Here is a 16,596-nt window from a genome sequence, read left to right as displayed (position 1 = left end):
TTCATCCGGCGAGCAGGCGCGCGGCGTGCAATGCGTGATAGGTGAGGACGCCCGAGCAGCCCGCGCGGCGGAACGCCAGCAGCGTCTCCAGCACCAGCGCGTCGCGCTCGCCCGCGCCGACCGCGACCGCGGCCTCCAGCATCGCATATTCGCCCGACACCTGGTAGGCGAACACCGGCACCTCGAACCGTTCCTTCACCCGCCGGACGATGTCGAGATAGGGCAGGCCGGGCTTGACCATCACCGTGTCGGCGCCTTCGGCAAGATCGAGCGCGACCTCGCGCAGCGCCTCCTCGGCATTGGCCGGATCCATCTGATAGCCGCGCTTGTCGCCCTTCAGCAGTCCGCGCGAGCCGACCGCATCGCGGAACGGGCCGTAATAAGCCGAGGCATATTTGGCGGCATAGGCCATGATCTGCACGTCGTGAAAGCCTTCGGCCTCCAGCGCCGAGCGGATCGCGCCGACGCGGCCGTCCATCATGTCGGACGGCGCGATGATGCTCGCGCCCGCGCGCGCCTGCACCAGCGCCTGCTCGACCAGCAGCTCCATCGTCGCGTCGTTGAGCACGCGGCCCTGCGCGTCGACCAGCCCGTCATGGCCGTGCGCGGTATAGGGGTCGAGCGCGACGTCGGTGAGGATGCCGATATCGGGCACGGCATCGCGGATCGCGCGCACCGCGCGGCACATCAGATTGTCGGGGTTGAGCGCTTCCTCGCCGCGCGCGCTGCGCAGATGCGCGGGCGTGTTCGGAAACAGAGCGAGGCAGGGGATGCCGAGCGCCGCCGCCTCGCGCGCCCGCGCCACGATGCCGTCGACCGACCAGCGCGACACGCCGGGCAGCGTGGCGATCGGTTCCTCGACCCCGCTCCCCTCGGTCACGAACAAAGGCCAGATCAGGTTGGCGGGGGTCAGCACATGTTCGGCGACCATCGCCCGGCTCCAGGCGGTGGCGCGGGTGCGGCGGAGCCGCAAGGCGGGGTAGGGGGCGTGGGTCATCGGCGGCTGCATAGACCCCGCGCGCGGCGGGCGAAACAGGCGAGGACATGGACGTAAGAAGGCGCGCGGCAACGCGTCGGGCACCATATCGTTCCATCCTGCGGCCAGCGGAGCGAAAAAAGCGGCGGCCGCGTTTGCGTGCAATGCAGCATTAACGCATTGCTAGGGCCGTCCTGTTAACCATCGCCCGGTTAACCCGCCGACCGACCCGAGGGATCGCGCCCGATGTTTGAATTTGCCGCTTTGACCTACGGTGTGCTCGTCAGCTTCATTTTGTCGAGCGTCAGCAGCAATCGCCGCCAGGCGCGGCGCAATTCGGCCATGCTCAACATGTTCGGCTGGGGCATCATGTCGTTCAGCTTCGCGGCGGCGCTCATCATCGTCAGCTACCTGTCCTATCAGGCGCTGTCGGGACAGGCGACCAGCCTGCTCGCCTGACGCGATCGGCGCGCGGGCCCTGCAACCGGCGCCGCGCGTTTCCCTCGCGTGAGCGCTCCACCCCGCACCGCCGCGCTGGTCGTCAACGCCAAGTCGCGCAAGGGCCAGGCGGCGTTCCGCGACGCCTGCCGCCTGCTCCGAGATCAGGGCATCGTCCTCGCCTCGGCCGAGGCGGTGGACGATCCCAGGCACCTGCCCGATGCCGTCAAGGCGGCGGTCGCGGGCGCGCCGCCGATGGTGATCGTCGGCGGCGGCGACGGCTCGATCTCGTCGTCGGTCGATCATGTCGTCGGCACCGATACGGTGTTCGCGATGCTGCCGCTCGGCACCGCCAACAGCTTCGCGCGCACGCTCGGCATCCCGCTCGACATCGCCGGCGCGGTGGGCGTGATCGCGCGCGGGCGCGTGCGCCCGATCGATCTGGGCGTGATCGACGGCGATTATTTCGCCAATTGCGCGGCGATCGGCATTTCGCCGCTGATCGCCGAGACGGTGCCGCACGGCCTCAAGAAATGGCTCGGCCGGCCCGGCTACCTCGCCTGGGCCGCGTTGCAGATGACACGCTTCCGCCCCTTCCGGCTCACCGTCGACGGCGAGACGATCGACGCGCTGGAGGTGCGGATCGCCAATGGCCGCTTCCATGGCGGCGCCGAACTGGTGGACACGCGCGTCGATAATGGCGAGATCGTCGTGCAGGCGGTGGTCGGCACTGCGCGCGCTAAACTGCTGTGGAGCTGGGGCTTGACCTTGCTGGGACCGGACAAAGCGCGCGGCACGGTGCGCGAGTTTCGCGGGCGCGCGTTCAGGATCGAAACCGATCCGCCGCTCCCCATCTCGATCGACGGCGAGGTGCTGTGCCGCACGCCGGTGATGGCGCGCGTGGCGCCGCGCGCGATCCGCATGGTGGTGCCCGCCTGATGGCCGAGATCGTCAACCTGCGCCGCGCCCGCAAGGCGCGCGATCGCGCGGAAGCGGCCGCGCACGCCACCGCCAATCGCGCGCGCCACGGCCGCACCAAAGCCGATCGCTCCGCCACGGAGGCTGAAGCCGCGCGCGCCGAACAGCGGCTCGACGGCCACCGCATCGAGGACTGAGCCCGCCCGCACGGCGTCAGTTCTGGCGCTTCACCCGCATCGCGATCATCCGATCGACGTTCGCCATATAGCTTCCCATCGCTGCCTTGCGGATGCGCACCGGCATGCCCCGCTTCGGGTCGCGCGGCAGCTGCTGCGTATCGATCTGGACCCAGCGCGCACCATCGTCGAGCACGATCGTCCAGCCGCCATACCCCTGCGAGGCCGATGCGATCGTGGCGTTGATCTCCGATTCGCCCTCCTCGACGCGCGGGGCGTGATCGCCGGGCTTGGCGCTGACGAGCGTGTCGAGGATCGGGATCGACAGTCCGAACAGCGATCGCCGCGCTTTCTGCAATTGCGGCTGATCGGCGACGACCAGATCGCGGTTTTTCAGCGCATCGGCGACTGCGCCAGCCTGTGCATCGAAGCAGGCGAGCCGCGCCGCATTTTCGCCAATCGTACGGCAATCCAGCAGCTTGCGCACCATCGGCGGCGTCTCGTCGGCGGGCGCCGCAGCGGTCGCCACGCCCTCCGTAACGAGGGTGAAAACGCCGATAAGCATCGACCACTGCGCAACATTCTTCCAACCCATGGGCAACATAGACGTCACAAACCTTCCCAAGCCACACTGTGTGGCAATTGTGCGACAGCGAACGAGTATCGTATACCGCCGGATTAACAGCAGCTTTACAGCGCATTCGGCGATCATGCATCACTTGCACATGCCGCAACGGCCGGGGGACGCAGATTCCCCGCCGGAGCGGTCAGGAAGCGGCGCCGATCCCGCCGCCTCGAGAAAAGGGACCCGACTGTGTCGAAATCTTCTACCTTCCTTGCACGGAGCGCCGGCGGCGCCAGCGCGATGTCGCTGGCGATCGGCCTGGTGTTCGCCGCGCCGGCTTTTGCTCAGGATGCTCCGGCTTCGACCCTGCCGGGTGACGCCGCAGGCGGCGCACCGACTGCGGGCGGCGAAATCGTCGTCACCGGTTCACGCATCGCGCGCCGTGATCTCGACACGCCGGCCCCGCTCGCCGTCGTTTCCGACGCCGAATTCAAGCAGTCGGGTCAGGTCAACGTCGAGCAGGTGCTGAATGCACTGCCGCAGGTCATTCCGGGCAGCACGGCCTTCTCGAACAATCCGGGCGGCGGCGTCTCCACGCTCAACCTGCGCGGCCTGAAGTCGCAGCGCACGCTGGTGCTGGTCGATGGCAAGCGCTGGATGTCCTATGACACGTCGCAGACGGTCGACTTGAACACGATCCCGCAATTCCTGCTGCAGGGCGTGGACGTCGTGACCGGCGGTGCATCGGCCGTGTACGGTTCGGACGCGATCGCGGGCGTCGTCAACTTCCGCCTGAAGAACAATCTCCAGGGTGTCGAAGTCGGCGCGCAGTACAATCTGACCGGCGAGGGTGATGGTCCCCGCTTCGACGCGCACGCTGCCCTGGGCACCGAGTTCGCCGAGGGCAAGGGCCACATCACGATCTACGGCGAATATTACAAGCGTAACCCAATCTTCCAGAATGAGCGTGATTACACGCGCCTCGCGCTGCTGGAGAACGCCACGAAGACCGGACTGGTCGGCGGTGGTTCGGGCTTCGTTCCCGCAGGCCGCTTCGTAGCACTCGGCGACGCATCGCTGAGCGCGGGCACCAACTTCGCCAGCGGCACCTCGGGCGCGATCTTCCCCACGGTCGGTGGCACGTCGCGTCCCTATGTCAGCACCGATGCGTACAACTACGCACCGTCCAACTATCTGATGGTGCCGCAAGAGCGCTGGCTGATGGGCGGCTATGGCGAGTATGAGATCGACTCGCACGCGACCGCCTACATGCAGGTCAGCTTCGTCAACAACCGCGTCGACGCCAGCCTCGCGGCCAGCCCGTTCGGCGGCAACTACGTCTACAACCTTGCCAATGAAGGCAAGTATCTGAGCGCGGCGGATCTCGCCACGCTGACCGCGATCGGCAACGCGCAGGCGGCAGTCGTAAATGCGGATAAGTCTGTCGGCCTCAAGGTCACCAGCGCCAGCGGCACGACGTACACGATCACGCCGGGTCTGGTCGCGCTGAGCACCAACCGTCGTACGCTGGAAGTCGGCCTTCGTCAGAACCATGACGATCGCAACGCCTACCGCATCCTGGGCGGCCTGAAGGGCGATATCGCGCTCGGATGGACCTACGACGCGTCCTACATGTACTCGCGGACGCGTAATGCCGAAGTGCAGTCGGGCAACCTGTCGCAGCGCGCGATCCAGGCTGGCCTGCTCGATGGATCGCTCGATCTGTTCGGCGCCGGCTCGCTCACCCCGGCGATGGCCAGCCAGATCGCCATCCAGGCGCAGAATGGCGACATCTCGACCCTCGAAGTCGCGAACATCACGACCCAGGGCAAGCTGTTCAACTTCGGTTGGGGCGCGGACGACGTCGCGCTGGTGGTCGGTGGCGAGTGGCGTGCGATGCACAGCCAGTTCATCCCCGATACCGCGCTCGCTTCGGGTGACGTGGTCGGCTTCAACGCCGCCAAGCCGACCGCAGGCGGCTACAACGTCAAGGAAGTCTTCTCCGAGCTGAGCGTTCCGGTCATCGCCCACAAGCCGTTCATCGAACGGCTCGAGTTCGATGCCCGCGCGCGTTACTCGAAGTATTCGCTCGGCGCCGTCGGCGGCGTGTGGACCTACGCCTTCGGTGCCGAATACGCGCCGATCAAGGACATCACCTTCCGCGGTCAATATTCGAAGGCCATCCGTGCACCTAACGTCGGCGAGCTGTACGGCGGTGCCGGCCAGGACTCGGCTCAGGCGAGCGATCCCTGCGCTGTCGCTTCGGCAAAGAGCAACGCTACGCTCAACGCACTCTGCATCGCGACCGGCGTGCCGGCAGCGAACGTCGGCACCGGCATCGCGCTGGCACCGAACGCGCAGATCGGCGGCATCACCGGCGGCAATCCGAACCTGCAGCAGGAGAATTCGACCTCCTACACCTATGGTGCAGTCATTCGTCCGCACTGGATCCCGCGCCTCAACTTCACGGCCGATTACTTCAACATCGACGTGAAGAACGCGATCGCAGCGGGCGGCGGCGGCGTCGCGAACATTCTGAACCTCTGCTACAACGTCATTCAGAGTGCGAGCAGCCCGATCTGTCAGCTGATCCATCGCAACCCTTCGACGGGCGTGATCGACGGCAGCACCGGGGCCAATGGCCAGCAATATGCGGTGTTCGAGACCCAGGCGAACCTCGGCTTCTACAAGACGACCGGCGTCGATATCGGGGCTGACTATACCCAGCCGCTCAACTGGGGCATCGGCGTCTCGCAGAGCCGCCTGAATGCCCGGGTTCTCGCGACCTGGACCCAGCATTTCGACATCCAGGCGATTGCTGGTCTGCAGACCGTCCATTGCGCGGGCCACTTCGGCCTCACCTGCGGCGATCCGCAGCCGCACTGGAAGATCAACAGCCAGCTGACGTGGCAGAATGGCCCGGTCACGCTTAACGGCCGTTGGGAGCATCTCGGCGAGGCGTATAACGACAGCTCGACGGTGTTCTTCGTCAACCGGCTCAAGTCGTACGACAAGTTCGACGTGACCGTGACCGCCGACCTGACCGACCATTTCCAGGTCAGCGCCGGCGTCAACAACGTCGCCAACAAGACGCCGCAGCTTCTCGGCGGCAACCAGCAGCAGTCGAATACCTATCCGGGTACCTACGACGTGCTGGGTCGCGACTTCTTCGTCTCGGCATCGGCCCGCTTCTAAGAAGCGAGCAAAGCGTAAGATCGGGGCGGGTCGCGCAAGCGGCCCGCCCTTTTCTTATGGGCCACGAGCTCGGGCGAGCTCGTGGCCTCGTGATCGAACAAAAACGGAACAATTCCGCTTGCAAAGTGGTATTTCGCGTGAGAGCCTTAGGCTTGGCTTGTTCAGCGGAGGGTTCGCATCATGACCGTCGCCACAGTATTACGCTGTCTGGATGGGCATGGCGGTGTCCTCCGGAACGAAGCTCCGAACGCAGGGCTGGCATAGGGCAGGGGGCATCGACCCCCGACGTAGCGTCACCTTTGTCACCTTCCGCCCGGCGCGGCCGGACGGGCGGCTAGACGGCGACGTCGAACGCGACGGTGATGCGCTCGCCCTCCGCGAACGGGCGGGTGCCGTGGTAGAGACTCGACGGGAACAGCGCGAGCCGGCCGACCTGCGGCTGGATCGTCCTGACCGGCGGCAGATCGAGCCGCAGGTCGGCGGGCGGGCGGCCGATCTCCAGCCACCCCGCCTGCGCATCCTCGCTTGGCGTGGGCGCCGGCAGCACGAAATAGCTCGCCGACGACAGCACCCCCTCGGGGTGGATATGCGCGACGTGAAAGCCCGATTGCAGCAGCCGGACCGACCATGATCCGGTGAGACGCGTCTGCGCTTCGCGGTGTCGCAGCAACGGGTGGCGCGGGTCGAATGGCGGCAGTTCCGCCCAATGCGTCGCGACCGCCTGCTTGATCGCGGCATGGAGCCGCCGGATTTCCGGTTCGGTCCGCGCGAAGATCACGCCGCGCGTCTGCGTGCCGCCGCGCAGCGACTGGCCGATCGGATGGGTGTTGGTGCGGTGGAGCGCGCGCAGCAGTTCGGCGGTCTCGGCAAGCGCTGCCGGGTCGAGCTCCAGCGCGCGTGCCGCGACCAGTCCCTCCTGCCCGTGCAGCCATTCGGCGCGGTCGTCGCCCTGCAGCCGCCACACCAGCCCGCTCAGCGCCCAGCCGCTGATGCTGGTGTCGTCGGCGGCGCGGACCGCGTCGAGCAACGCCGCCGCGCGCTCGATCTCGCCGGTGCGGATGCGGTGGCGCGCCTCGTGCAGCTGCCGATTGGGGAGCGAGGCAGGCATCGCCGCGAACAGGCGCTCGGCCCGCGCATCGTCACCCGCTTCGCCCGCATGGATCGCCTCGCGCAACGCGAAATCGGGTGTGCCGTCGGTCGCGGCACGGCCACGCGCGGCGGCGTCGGCCGCCTCGGCAAACATGTCCGCGCCGGCGAGCGTATCGATCAGCGTGGTCCACATCGCGATATTGCGCGGCTGTTCGGCCAGCGCCGCCTCGAACGCATCGGTAAAGCCGGCGGCGTCGCCCGCCTCCCACCGCATCCGCGCCAGCACGCGATGCCCTTCGGTCCAGTCCGCGCGCCCGGCGACCATCGGCGCCAGCCGGCGGTCCGCGTCGGGCGCGCCCGCGCCCTCCAGCGCTTCGGCTTCGCCGATTGCGACGTCGCCTTCGTCGGGCAGCAAGGCCGTCGCCGCGGCATAGCGCGCGACGGCATCGGCCTCGCCGCGTTCCAGCGCGACGCGTGCCCGGCCGTGGACGGCACGCGCATTGCCGGGCTCCAGCGCGATGGCACGCTCAAACGCATCGGCCGCCATGTCGAGATCGCGCATGTCGCGCGCGACCGCGCCCAGCGCACCCCAGCCGCGCGCGAAATCGGGCGCGATCTGCAGCGCATGCTCCAGCACGTCGAGCGCCTCGGGCAGCTTGCCGATCTGTTGCAGCAGCAAGGCGATGTTGAGCCGCGGTTCGATCCACTTGGCGTCGATGTTCGTTGCCGCGACGTAGGCGGTGAAGGCCGCGGGCGTGTCACCCATCTCGGCCGCGACCACGCCCAGGCTGTTGGCGATCTGCGCATGGCGCGGGGCGAGCGCGCGCGCCTGATCCAGCGCGCTACGCGCCGCCGGCAGATTGCCGCGCCGATGCTCGATCAGGCCCAGCAGATGGTAGACGGTCGGGTGCTGCACCGCGCCCGCGACGGTCGATGCGGCGCCATGCGCCTCCTCGATCCGGCCGGCACGGAACGCGGCCTCGGCACGCGCGAACAAGGCATTCAGGTCGGTCATCTCAGCGCTCGAACAGGCCTGCCTGCACCTCCTGCGGTGCCTCCAGGCCGAGGTGGGTCCAGGCGCGGCCGGTCAGGCAGCGGCCGCGCGCGGTGCGCGCGACCAGGCCGAGCTGGATCAGATAGGGCTCGATCACTTCCTCGATCGTGTCGCGTGGCTCGCTTAAGCCCGCCGCCAGCGTCTCGGCACCGACCGGGCCGCCGCGATAGATGTCGGCGATCATGTTGAGGTAGCGGCGGTCCATCGCGTCGAGGCCGAGCGTGTCGACCTCCAGCCGCGCGAGCGCGGCGTCGGCATCGGCCGCCTCCACCACCGCGTGGCCCGCGGCATGGGCGAAGTCGCGCACCCGCCGCAGCAGCCGTCCGGCGATGCGCGGCGTGCCGCGCGCACGCCGCGCAATCTCGCCCGCGCCGCCGGCGCTGATCGCGAAGCCGAGCAGCCCGGCGGCGCGGCGCACCACGCGCTCCAGTTCCTCGGCGGAATAATATTGCAGCCGTACCGGGATGCCGAAGCGATCGCGCAGCGGCGTCGTCAGCAGGCCCGCGCGAGTTGTCGCGCCGACCAAAGTGAAGCGCGGCAGATCGATGCGCACGCTGCGCGCCGACGGTCCTTCGCCGATCATGATGTCGAGCACGCGATCCTCCATCGCCGGATAGAGGATCTCCTCGACCGCGGGCGCCAGCCGGTGGATCTCGTCGATGAAGAGGACGTCGCCTTCCTCGAGGTTGGTGAGCAGAGCGGCGAGATCGCCCGACTTGACGATCACCGGGCCGGAGGTCGCGCGGAAGCCGACCCCCATTTCGCGCGCCACGATCTGCGCCAGCGTGGTCTTGCCCAGCCCCGGCGGCCCGAACAGCAACACGTGATCCAGCGCCTCGCCGCGCGCGCGCGCCGCCTGGATGAACACGCGCAGATTGTCGCGCGCCGCCGCCTGCCCGACGAATTCGTCGAGCGTGCGTGGACGCAGCGCCGCGTCCTTGTCCTCGGCGGCCTGGTCGGGAGAGAGGAGGCGATCCTCGGTCATCGCCGCCGGTCTAGCGGCAAGTGCGGTTGCCACCAACGCCAATCGCGCCGGCGGATTATTGCTGCGGCTCGTTCAACCGCGTCAGGATCGGCTGGTCCTTCCAGCCGGGCTTGGCGCCGCCGGTGTCGACCTGCGCGCCGGGGCAATTGTCGAGCCGGAAGACGGGCTCGGTGCCCGCGCGCGGCACCGGCCGGATCGGCTCGATCGTACCGCCCTGAAACACGAAGTCGCGGCAATCGGTGGCGTAGATGGGGATCCGCATCCAGTGATCGATGCGGTGGTTGAGGATGTGGACGCGGTCGGCCGACTGGAACTGCATCACCGCGCCGCCGATATTGCCGCCATCGGGCACGACGACGGTGGTGCTGCCGCCATCGATCGTGATGCCTTCGACGCTCGCCCCGGTATCACGCCGGCGGTTGTACACCGCGACCGGCAGCCCGGCGCCGAGCGGCATCAGCTTGGTCTCCATCGTGCAATTTTTGAGCATGACGTCGCGGATGATCGAATTGTTGGCGAACGAGACGAGCAGCACCTTCAGGCTGCTATGCCCTTCGTTGCGCAATTCGCAATTGGTGAGGGTGATGCGCTCGATCACCGAGCCGGCATGCTTGGGCACCTCGACCGTCAGGCCGATGCTGTCGTCGCCCGATCCGGTGCGAACGCGATCAAGCGTTATATCGGAGCAATTCTGGGTGAAATGAATCCCATCCGAACCTTGTTGTCCGGAATTGATCGAGAACAGGCCACCGCGGATCAGCCCGCGCTTCGATCCGCGCACTTCGGCCGAGAAGAGATTGATCCCCTTGGGCGCGGCGCCGCCGACGACCTGGACGTTGTGGACCTGGAAATCCTCGAGGAAGGTCATCCCCAGGCCCTTGCGCGACATGTCGCTGTCGCCGTTATAGACGATCTCGCCGCCGGCAGTGGCGTCGATCACCACGCCCCCGGTCGGCTTGCTCCAGTCGAGCGAGCACATCGCATAGCCGCTCGGCCAGCCGCGCCGATACAGCAGCTTGCCCTCCCAACGCTGGATCTTGAAGCCGGAGTTGAAGCGCAGCGGCCCACTGAAGCAGAAATTGCCTGCCGGGATTTCCCCGCCGCCGGCCAGCACCCAGCGGCCAAGCGCATCGGTGTCGTCGGTGAGCCCGTCGCCCTTGGCGCCGAAGCTATACGGGGTGGGGGGCATATCGGTCCTCCGGCGCGGGATCGGGCTGGCATCACGTTGCCGATCCGCCGCACGCTTGCAAGCGTGCGGCCCGACAGACGGAGGCGCGCGCGCGCCGGGCGGCTTCCAAAAGGCGCTTCGTTCCGTTAACCATGTCGAAGCCGTGGCCAATCGAAGGGCCGCCGGCCCGTACTGCCTGAGGGAGACTCGGATGGACGTCGGTACCAGCCTGGCTTTGTGCGCGATCGTTCGTGGCTTGCGCAGCTCGGGCACCATCACGCCCCACACGATGACGGTGATCGTCGACGAACTGCGTTACGCCGCCCGCGAGGCCAAGGATTCGCTGTTCGATAGCGAGGCCACCATGATCGATCGCCTCGCCGCCGAATTGGCGAGCAGCGACGACGTCAACATTCCGGTCAAGCCGGTCCAGCGCATCGCGCGTTAACGCGCCGCCTTGCGCAATGCGAGGCGGACCAATGCATCCAGCGCCGCGTCCGGGCCCAGTTCCGTCTCGGCGGCGGCGACTGCGGCGCTCGCCTCGCCGGGACGGAAGCCGAGCGAGGCGAGCGCGGCCAGCGCATCCGAAGACGCGCCGCCCGAAGGGGACGCCGATGTCTCGCCGCTCGGGCCGAGCGACAGGCCGGCGACGCGATCCTTCAGTTCGGTGACGATGCGGAGCGCGAGCTTCGGGCCGACGCCGTTCGCCCGCGCGATCATCGCCTTGTCGCCGCCGGCGATCGCGCGCGCCAGCTCGGCCGGGGCGAGTACCGACAGGATCGCGAGCGCCACCCGTCCGCCGACGCCCTGAACCGATGTGAGCAGGCGGAACCAGTCGCGCTCGGCGGCCGAGCCGAAGCCGAACAGGGTGATCGCATCCTCGCGCACCTGCATCTCGGTAAACAGCGTCACCGTCCCGCCGACCGGGCCGATCGCCGTCAGCGTCCGGGTCGAGGCCTGCACGAGATAGCCGACGCCGTGCACGTCGAGCACGGCATGGTCGGCAGTGGTTTCGGCCAGCGTTCCGGACAGGCGGGCGATCATGTCGTTGCCTTAACTGCCGCCGTCGCGAAGTCGAGCGTCGTCGCGTGGGCGGGGAGGCACGGCTACCAGTCGAACGACCGCTGGTCGCGCGCCAGCCGTTCGCGCGTCGCGCGGTCGCCGGCGTCCGAGTGGAACACCACCCGATCGCGCCCGGCATGCTTGGCATCGTACAAAGCGCGGTCGGCCATGCCGTACAGCCGCTGGAACGGGGTCGCGGTAGAGCCCGCCGCGACGCCGATGCTGACCGTCACGCGGCGCTGGCGCGTCACGGCATCGTGGTCGATCGCGCCCAGCTCGCGCCGGATGTGGTCGGCGAATTCCTCCAGCGCGATCGAGTTGAGCCCGCTGATGCCGACCACGAATTCCTCGCCGCCGAGCCGCCCGGCGATGCACAATTCGCGTTCCAGCAGGTGCAGGCGTGCGGCGATGCGGCACAGCACCGTGTCCCCCACCTCGTGGCCGAAGCGGTCGTTGATGCCCTTGAACTTGTCGACGTCGATCAGCAGCAGGCCGAAGGATGCGGTGTTGCCGCCGTCGAAGGTTGCGTTGGAGCGCTCGATGAAGCCGCGGCGGTTGAGCAGCCCGGTCAGCGGATCGCGATTGGCGAGCTCGGCGAGAACCGTCTCGGCCGCGCGGGCGGCATCGAGCTCGACGCGCATCCTGCTGAATCGGCGCGTCGCCGTGATCGAGAGGATGACGGTCTGGACTGCCGAGGCGGTCAGCACCGCCAGCTGCGCGCCGCCGCCGAACAGGCTGGTGCCGAAGTCGATCATGCTGGTGAGGCCGAACACCACCATCGGTGTTACCCACGCCAGGGTGAGATCGCGCGCCTCGCCGTTGCCCGCGCGCCACGCGAGCGCGAGCGCCCCGGCCACCAGGACGACGTCGATCAGGCAAATAGCGTCCATCAGGATGAAGCTGTAGCTGAACACCGTACCGTGAAGGAACGAAGCGGTTACGCCCACGATCGGCGCCGCAAATCCCACCGCGGCGACGATCCGTCGCCAGCGCGGCGTCATCGCATCGCCCAGTGCGGTGACCACGCTCATCGTCGCGGCGGTAAGCGCGACGCTCGACAGTAGGGTGCCCATGCGACTGGTCGTGGTGCCGGCGAGGCTGGGCAGCGCGATCAGCACGAGCTGCGACCAGACCATACCCCACGTCATCACCAGCGACGCCCACAGCGCCTGCCACGCCAGGAACTGGCGCCGCACCGCCAGCGCCAGCGACACGTTATAGATGGCGCCGATCAGCAGCAGCGTCAGCGCCCAGCTCGTCGCTGCGGCGGCCAGCGCCAGATCACGCGTGGCGGCGACGCGCGACAGGATCCGCACGCGCGCCAGCCTGTCGCTTGCCAGCCCCCGATAGGCGATCCGGATCTCGCGCACCGGAACCTGCCGGGACGGGGAGAAGGATATCTGATTGCCGGTGCGCCAGCGCGAGCCGAAATCGCCGCGTCGGACGCTTTGCTGCTCGGAGCTGCCGTCGGCGTAGGAATATTGCACCGTGAGGCGCTCGAACCGCGTGACCCGGAACAGCAGTGCCATGTCGGTCGGATCGATCCCATGTTGCGCGGGATCGACGCGAAGCAGCAGAATGCGCTGGGTGTAGTCGCGGGCGCGGCCATCGCACGCGAAAGCCGAAGCGGGCGGCTGCTCGATCGGTGTGTCGTTCGGGACGATCGCGTAGCAGAGGCCGTCGTGCAGCGTCAGCGAGACCGCGCGCGCCGCCTGTGGGAGGGCCAGCAGAGCCAGCGCGAGCAGAAGCAGCATGACGCCTGGGAACCGCCCGCGGCGGCCGATATCCATCTCTCCCACGCTCGCTCGACGCTCCGCCCTCGTCCCCGAGCGCTTCGTATACGACATGGGTAAACAATTGCAGAGTAAACGTACTTTTAGAGAAGCTGGCCGATCGTTTCGTCGCGCGGCGTGGCGATGGCCTCCGTCTCGGGCGCGGTGGAGCAGCCGAGTTCGGGCACGGCGATCGCGCGCCTGCCGCGAAAATCCTTGCGGCAGGCGATCAGCCCCTGCGCTTCCATATAGCCCAGCAGCCTGCGCAACCGGCCGAGCGATTGCGTCCCATAGACGCGCGCAAGCTCGGGGTCGGTCGGGCAGGGCAATCCCTCCCGCGCGGCGCGGGCGAGGGTCAGGAACACGCCGAGCATGTCTTCCGGCACGCGCTCGGCAATGGCGAGCGCGGGCGCCCATTCGCTGTCCGCCGCATCCGCCGACGACAGACCCGCCCGCGCCAACGCCAGCGCGCGCATGAAGGCCGGCAACAGCAGCGGCGGCCGGACGGCGCCGCGCATCCGGCAGCGGACGACGAAATCCTGGTAGAGCGCCGCGGCGGGGCGGTGCGCGGCATCCTCGTCGGCGACGATGTCGCCGAGCACGGCGTCGCACAGCGCGGTAGCCTCGGCCGGGTCCGATTCTGCGGGCTCGGGCTCGAGCGTCGCCGGCGCCAGTCCGGGCCCGGCGGGTCGGCGGAACAACTCGTCGAGCGACGGCGGTGGCGTCGGGGCAGGCGCGGGCATGGGCAGCGCCTCCTGCTCGATCCCGTCGAACAACAGGGCTTCGGTATCGGCGCCGGATCGGTCGGGCAGCGGCGCCAGCGTCGGGCCGCCCCCGCGGCTGCCGGTCCTGACCGTGCCGATCCGCAGCAGCTGCGGGCGGCGCGAGAGCGCCGGGCCGAGCGCGAGGAACTGGCCGCGCTCCAGATCGCGGATCTGCTCGGCCTGACGGCGCTCCATGCCGAGCAGGTCGGCCGCGCGGGCCATGTCGATGTCGAGGAAGGTGCGCCCCATCAGGAAATTGGACGCCTCGGCGGCGACATTCTTGGCGAGCTTGGCCAGGCGCTGCGTCGCGATCACTCCGGCCAGGCCGCGCTTGCGGCCGCGGCACATCAGGTTGGTCATCGCCGCCAACGAGACGCGCCGCGCTTCCTCGCCCACGTCGCCGGCGGCGGCGGGCGCGAACAATTGCGCCTCGTCGACCACCACCAGCGCCGGATACCATTGGTCGCGCGGCGCATCGAACAGGCGGTTGAGGAAGGCGCCGGCGCAGCGGAGTTGCGCGTCGACCTCCAGCCCCTCCATGTTGAGCACCACCGAGACGCGGTGCGCCCGCACCCGCCCGGCGATGCCGCCAATCTCCGCCTCGCCATATCCCGCGGCGTCGATCACGCGATGGTCGAATTCATCCGCGAGGCTGACGAAATCGCCCTCGGGATCGATGATCACCTGCTGCACCCACGGCGCGCTTTCCTCGAGCAGGCGACGCAGCAGATGCGACTTGCCCGAGCCGGAATTACCCTGGACGAGCAGGCGGGTGGCGAGCAGCTCCTCGAGATCCAGACCGGCGTCGGCACCGGACGAATCCTTGCCCATGGCGATTCGGACGGTCATGGGCGCTTCCTGCAACAGCCGCGCCGATGGGAAAAGCCGTGGGCGTGAAATGTCCACAGCTTATTGGCCGGGCGTCGGGTCGCGCGCTGGCATGCACGAGTGCACTCGCGCCGGTGGATCGCGTGTCCCGCTCGGCAAGATTCGGAGATGCCGCTTGATGCCGGACATGCGTTGAACGATCGATGCTGACCGTCGTCCACCACCCCGATTATGTCTCGCCGGCGCCGATCGGCAGCCGCTTCCGCTTCGACAAATACGGGTTGGTGATGGAAGCGCTGGCCGAACGCGGCGCACCGTTCGTCACCGCTCTGCCGGAGCCGATGCCGCGTGAATGGATCGAGGCGGTGCACGATCCCGTCTATGTCGCCGAGGTGCTGAGCCACGCCGTGCCGCGCGAGAAGGAGCGGCGGATCGGCTTTCCGATCACCGCCCGTATCGCCCGGCGCAGCCTGCTTTCGGCGGGGGGCACCTATCTCGCCGCGCGACTGGCACTCGCGCAGGGTTATGCCGCCAATGCGGCGGGCGGCAGCCACCATGCGCTGGCCGACACCGGCGCGGGCTATTGCGTGCTCAACGATCTCGCCATCGCCGCCAACCGCCTGATCGCCGAGGGCCATGCGCGCCGCATCCTGATCCTCGATCTCGACGTGCACCAGGGCGATGGCACCGCCGCGCTGATGGCGGGCCGCGACGATGTCTTCACCCTGTCGCTCCACGCCGAACGCAACTTCCCCGCCCGCAAGCAGCGCTCGACCCTCGACGTGCCGTTGCCCGACGGGATCGGCGACGCCGATTATCTCACAACGCTGGGCGACATATTGCCGCGCATATTCGAGGGCTTCGTTCCCGACGTGATCCTGTATCAGGCCGGCGTCGATCCGCATGCTGACGATCGGCTCGGCCGGCTGGCCCTGAGCGACGCAGGGCTGGAGATGCGCGACCGTATGGTCATGCGCCTCGCCCGCGGCCACGGCGCGTCGGTCGCCAGCATGCTGGGCGGCGGTTATGGCGACGATCAGATGGTGGTCGCGCGCCGCCATGCCGCGACCATCATCGCACTCGCCGACGAGAATGAGCGGGTCGGCGATCAATAAGCGCTTGCGCGGGCGCCGAAGCGACCGCCCGCACGCCGTCGGCCGCCGCGTTACAAACTGTCACGAAACTTCACGCGCGGCGCGAACGGCGCAGCCTCACGAAAGATAGGCAGGTCGGCGCTTAGCTCTCAGAATCACGGACCAGGATCGTCATGCAATATCTGAATCCGATCGCCGCACTGTTCATCACCGTCGGCCTTGCCGGCGCAGCGCCCGCGCAAACCGCGGACGATGCGCCGAATGCCGCGCAGCAGGCATTCGACAAGGCCGACACCGATCATGACGGCGCCCTGTCATTGGCGGAATGGAAGGCGATGGGCCGTCGCGAACGCGGCTTTAACTTCATCGACGCCAATCATGACGGCAAGGTCACGCCGGACGAAATCCGTGCGGCCATGGCCCGCTTTCGCCGCTGATCCGGCGCCGGTGCGGAGGTATGCGACGCCATGGACCTGTACCGCCGCGGCGAACCGGACCGCGGACCCGCCGGA

General features: G+C 68.3%; 15 protein-coding genes. 7 read left to right on the top strand and 8 right to left on the bottom strand.

Annotation, left to right across the window (positions count from 1 at the left end):
• Position 1: 1 nt before the first annotated feature.
• Positions 2 to 997 (bottom strand): porphobilinogen synthase, encoded by a 996-nt coding sequence (gene hemB / locus K8P63_RS15405; protein ID WP_223796900.1) that lies wholly within the window; start codon positions 995 to 997, stop codon positions 2 to 4.
• A 225-nt stretch (positions 998 to 1,222) separates the two neighbouring features.
• Here hemB and K8P63_RS15400 point away from each other — a divergent pair, with 225 nt between their 5' ends.
• From K8P63_RS15400 to K8P63_RS15390, 3 genes are read left to right on the top strand one after another with little or no spacing between them, the layout of a single operon-like run.
• A complete protein-coding gene (locus tag K8P63_RS15400; protein ID WP_223796899.1) occupies positions 1,223 to 1,435 on the top strand; it encodes a hypothetical protein in 213 nt (70 codons plus the stop codon).
• Positions 1,436 to 1,483: 48 nt separating this feature from the next.
• Positions 1,484 to 2,353 (top strand): YegS/Rv2252/BmrU family lipid kinase, encoded by an 870-nt coding sequence (locus tag K8P63_RS15395; protein WP_223796898.1) that lies wholly within the window; start codon positions 1,484 to 1,486, stop codon positions 2,351 to 2,353.
• Positions 2,353 to 2,529 (top strand): DUF4169 family protein, encoded by a 177-nt coding sequence (locus tag K8P63_RS15390; protein WP_223796897.1) that lies wholly within the window; start codon positions 2,353 to 2,355, stop codon positions 2,527 to 2,529. The genes K8P63_RS15395 and K8P63_RS15390 overlap by 1 nt, the downstream gene beginning before the upstream one ends.
• Positions 2,530 to 2,545: 16 nt before the next feature.
• Here K8P63_RS15390 and K8P63_RS15385 read toward each other — a convergent pair whose 3' ends face one another.
• Positions 2,546 to 3,220 carry a hypothetical protein gene (locus tag K8P63_RS15385; RefSeq protein WP_223796896.1) on the bottom strand — a complete coding sequence of 225 codons (675 nt, stop codon included), beginning with the start codon at positions 3,218 to 3,220 and terminating at the stop codon, positions 2,546 to 2,548.
• Between the two features lie 102 nt (positions 3,221 to 3,322).
• On the opposite strand from K8P63_RS15385, the gene K8P63_RS15380 reads away from it, so the two are divergent.
• On the top strand, positions 3,323 to 6,268 hold the full coding sequence (locus tag K8P63_RS15380) for a TonB-dependent receptor domain-containing protein (RefSeq protein ID WP_223796895.1): 2,946 nt from the start codon (positions 3,323 to 3,325) through the stop codon (positions 6,266 to 6,268).
• 334 nt (positions 6,269 to 6,602) lie between these two features.
• On the opposite strand, the gene K8P63_RS15375 is transcribed toward K8P63_RS15380, so the two are convergent.
• Genes K8P63_RS15375 through K8P63_RS15365 form a run of 3 tightly spaced genes read right to left on the bottom strand, consistent with a single transcriptional unit; the run spans position 6,603 to position 10,585 of the window.
• Positions 6,603 to 8,372, bottom strand: coding sequence for a putative 2OG-Fe(II) oxygenase (locus tag K8P63_RS15375; RefSeq protein WP_223796894.1), 1,770 nt, complete (start codon positions 8,370 to 8,372; stop codon positions 6,603 to 6,605).
• 1 nt (position 8,373) lies between these two features.
• Positions 8,374 to 9,396, bottom strand: a complete 1,023-nt coding sequence (gene ruvB / locus K8P63_RS15370) for a Holliday junction branch migration DNA helicase RuvB (RefSeq protein WP_223796893.1) — start codon at positions 9,394 to 9,396, stop codon at positions 8,374 to 8,376.
• A gap of 55 nt (positions 9,397 to 9,451) precedes the next feature.
• Positions 9,452 to 10,585, bottom strand: coding sequence for a glycoside hydrolase family protein (locus tag K8P63_RS15365; RefSeq protein WP_223796892.1), 1,134 nt, complete (start codon positions 10,583 to 10,585; stop codon positions 9,452 to 9,454).
• A gap of 190 nt (positions 10,586 to 10,775) precedes the next feature.
• Between K8P63_RS15365 and K8P63_RS15360 the strand changes: the two genes are divergently transcribed.
• Complete coding sequence (locus tag K8P63_RS15360; protein ID WP_223796891.1) at positions 10,776 to 11,012, top strand: hypothetical protein; 237 nt, start codon at positions 10,776 to 10,778, stop codon at positions 11,010 to 11,012.
• Here K8P63_RS15360 and ruvA read toward each other — a convergent pair.
• From ruvA to K8P63_RS15345, 3 genes are all read right to left on the bottom strand, one after another.
• On the bottom strand, positions 11,009 to 11,608 hold the full coding sequence (gene ruvA / locus K8P63_RS15355) for a Holliday junction branch migration protein RuvA (RefSeq protein ID WP_223796890.1): 600 nt from the start codon (positions 11,606 to 11,608) through the stop codon (positions 11,009 to 11,011). The two genes, K8P63_RS15360 and ruvA, sit on opposite strands and share 4 nt — an antisense overlap.
• 62 nt (positions 11,609 to 11,670) lie before the next feature.
• Positions 11,671 to 13,380 (bottom strand): sensor domain-containing diguanylate cyclase, encoded by a 1,710-nt coding sequence (locus K8P63_RS15350; protein WP_223796889.1) that lies wholly within the window; start codon positions 13,378 to 13,380, stop codon positions 11,671 to 11,673.
• Positions 13,381 to 13,502: 122 nt separating this feature from the next.
• Positions 13,503 to 15,011 carry an ATP-binding protein gene (locus K8P63_RS15345; RefSeq protein ID WP_223796888.1) on the bottom strand — a complete coding sequence of 503 codons (1,509 nt, stop codon included), beginning with the start codon at positions 15,009 to 15,011 and terminating at the stop codon, positions 13,503 to 13,505.
• Positions 15,012 to 15,193: 182 nt separating this feature from the next.
• On the opposite strand from K8P63_RS15345, the gene K8P63_RS15340 reads away from it, so the two are divergent.
• Positions 15,194 to 16,105, top strand: coding sequence for a histone deacetylase family protein (locus K8P63_RS15340; RefSeq protein WP_223796887.1), 912 nt, complete (start codon positions 15,194 to 15,196; stop codon positions 16,103 to 16,105).
• Positions 16,106 to 16,257: 152 nt separating this feature from the next.
• Positions 16,258 to 16,521, top strand: a complete 264-nt coding sequence (locus K8P63_RS15335) for an EF-hand domain-containing protein (protein WP_223796886.1) — start codon at positions 16,258 to 16,260, stop codon at positions 16,519 to 16,521.
• Positions 16,522 to 16,596 lie beyond the last annotated feature (75 nt).

Source organism: Sphingomonas nostoxanthinifaciens, from assembly GCF_019930585.1.
In the GTDB taxonomy this organism is placed as follows: Bacteria; Pseudomonadota; Alphaproteobacteria; order Sphingomonadales; family Sphingomonadaceae; genus Sphingomonas_I; species Sphingomonas_I nostoxanthinifaciens.
The sequence above is the reverse complement of the archived record's forward strand: the minus strand, read 5'-3'. Positions and strand labels throughout refer to the sequence as shown.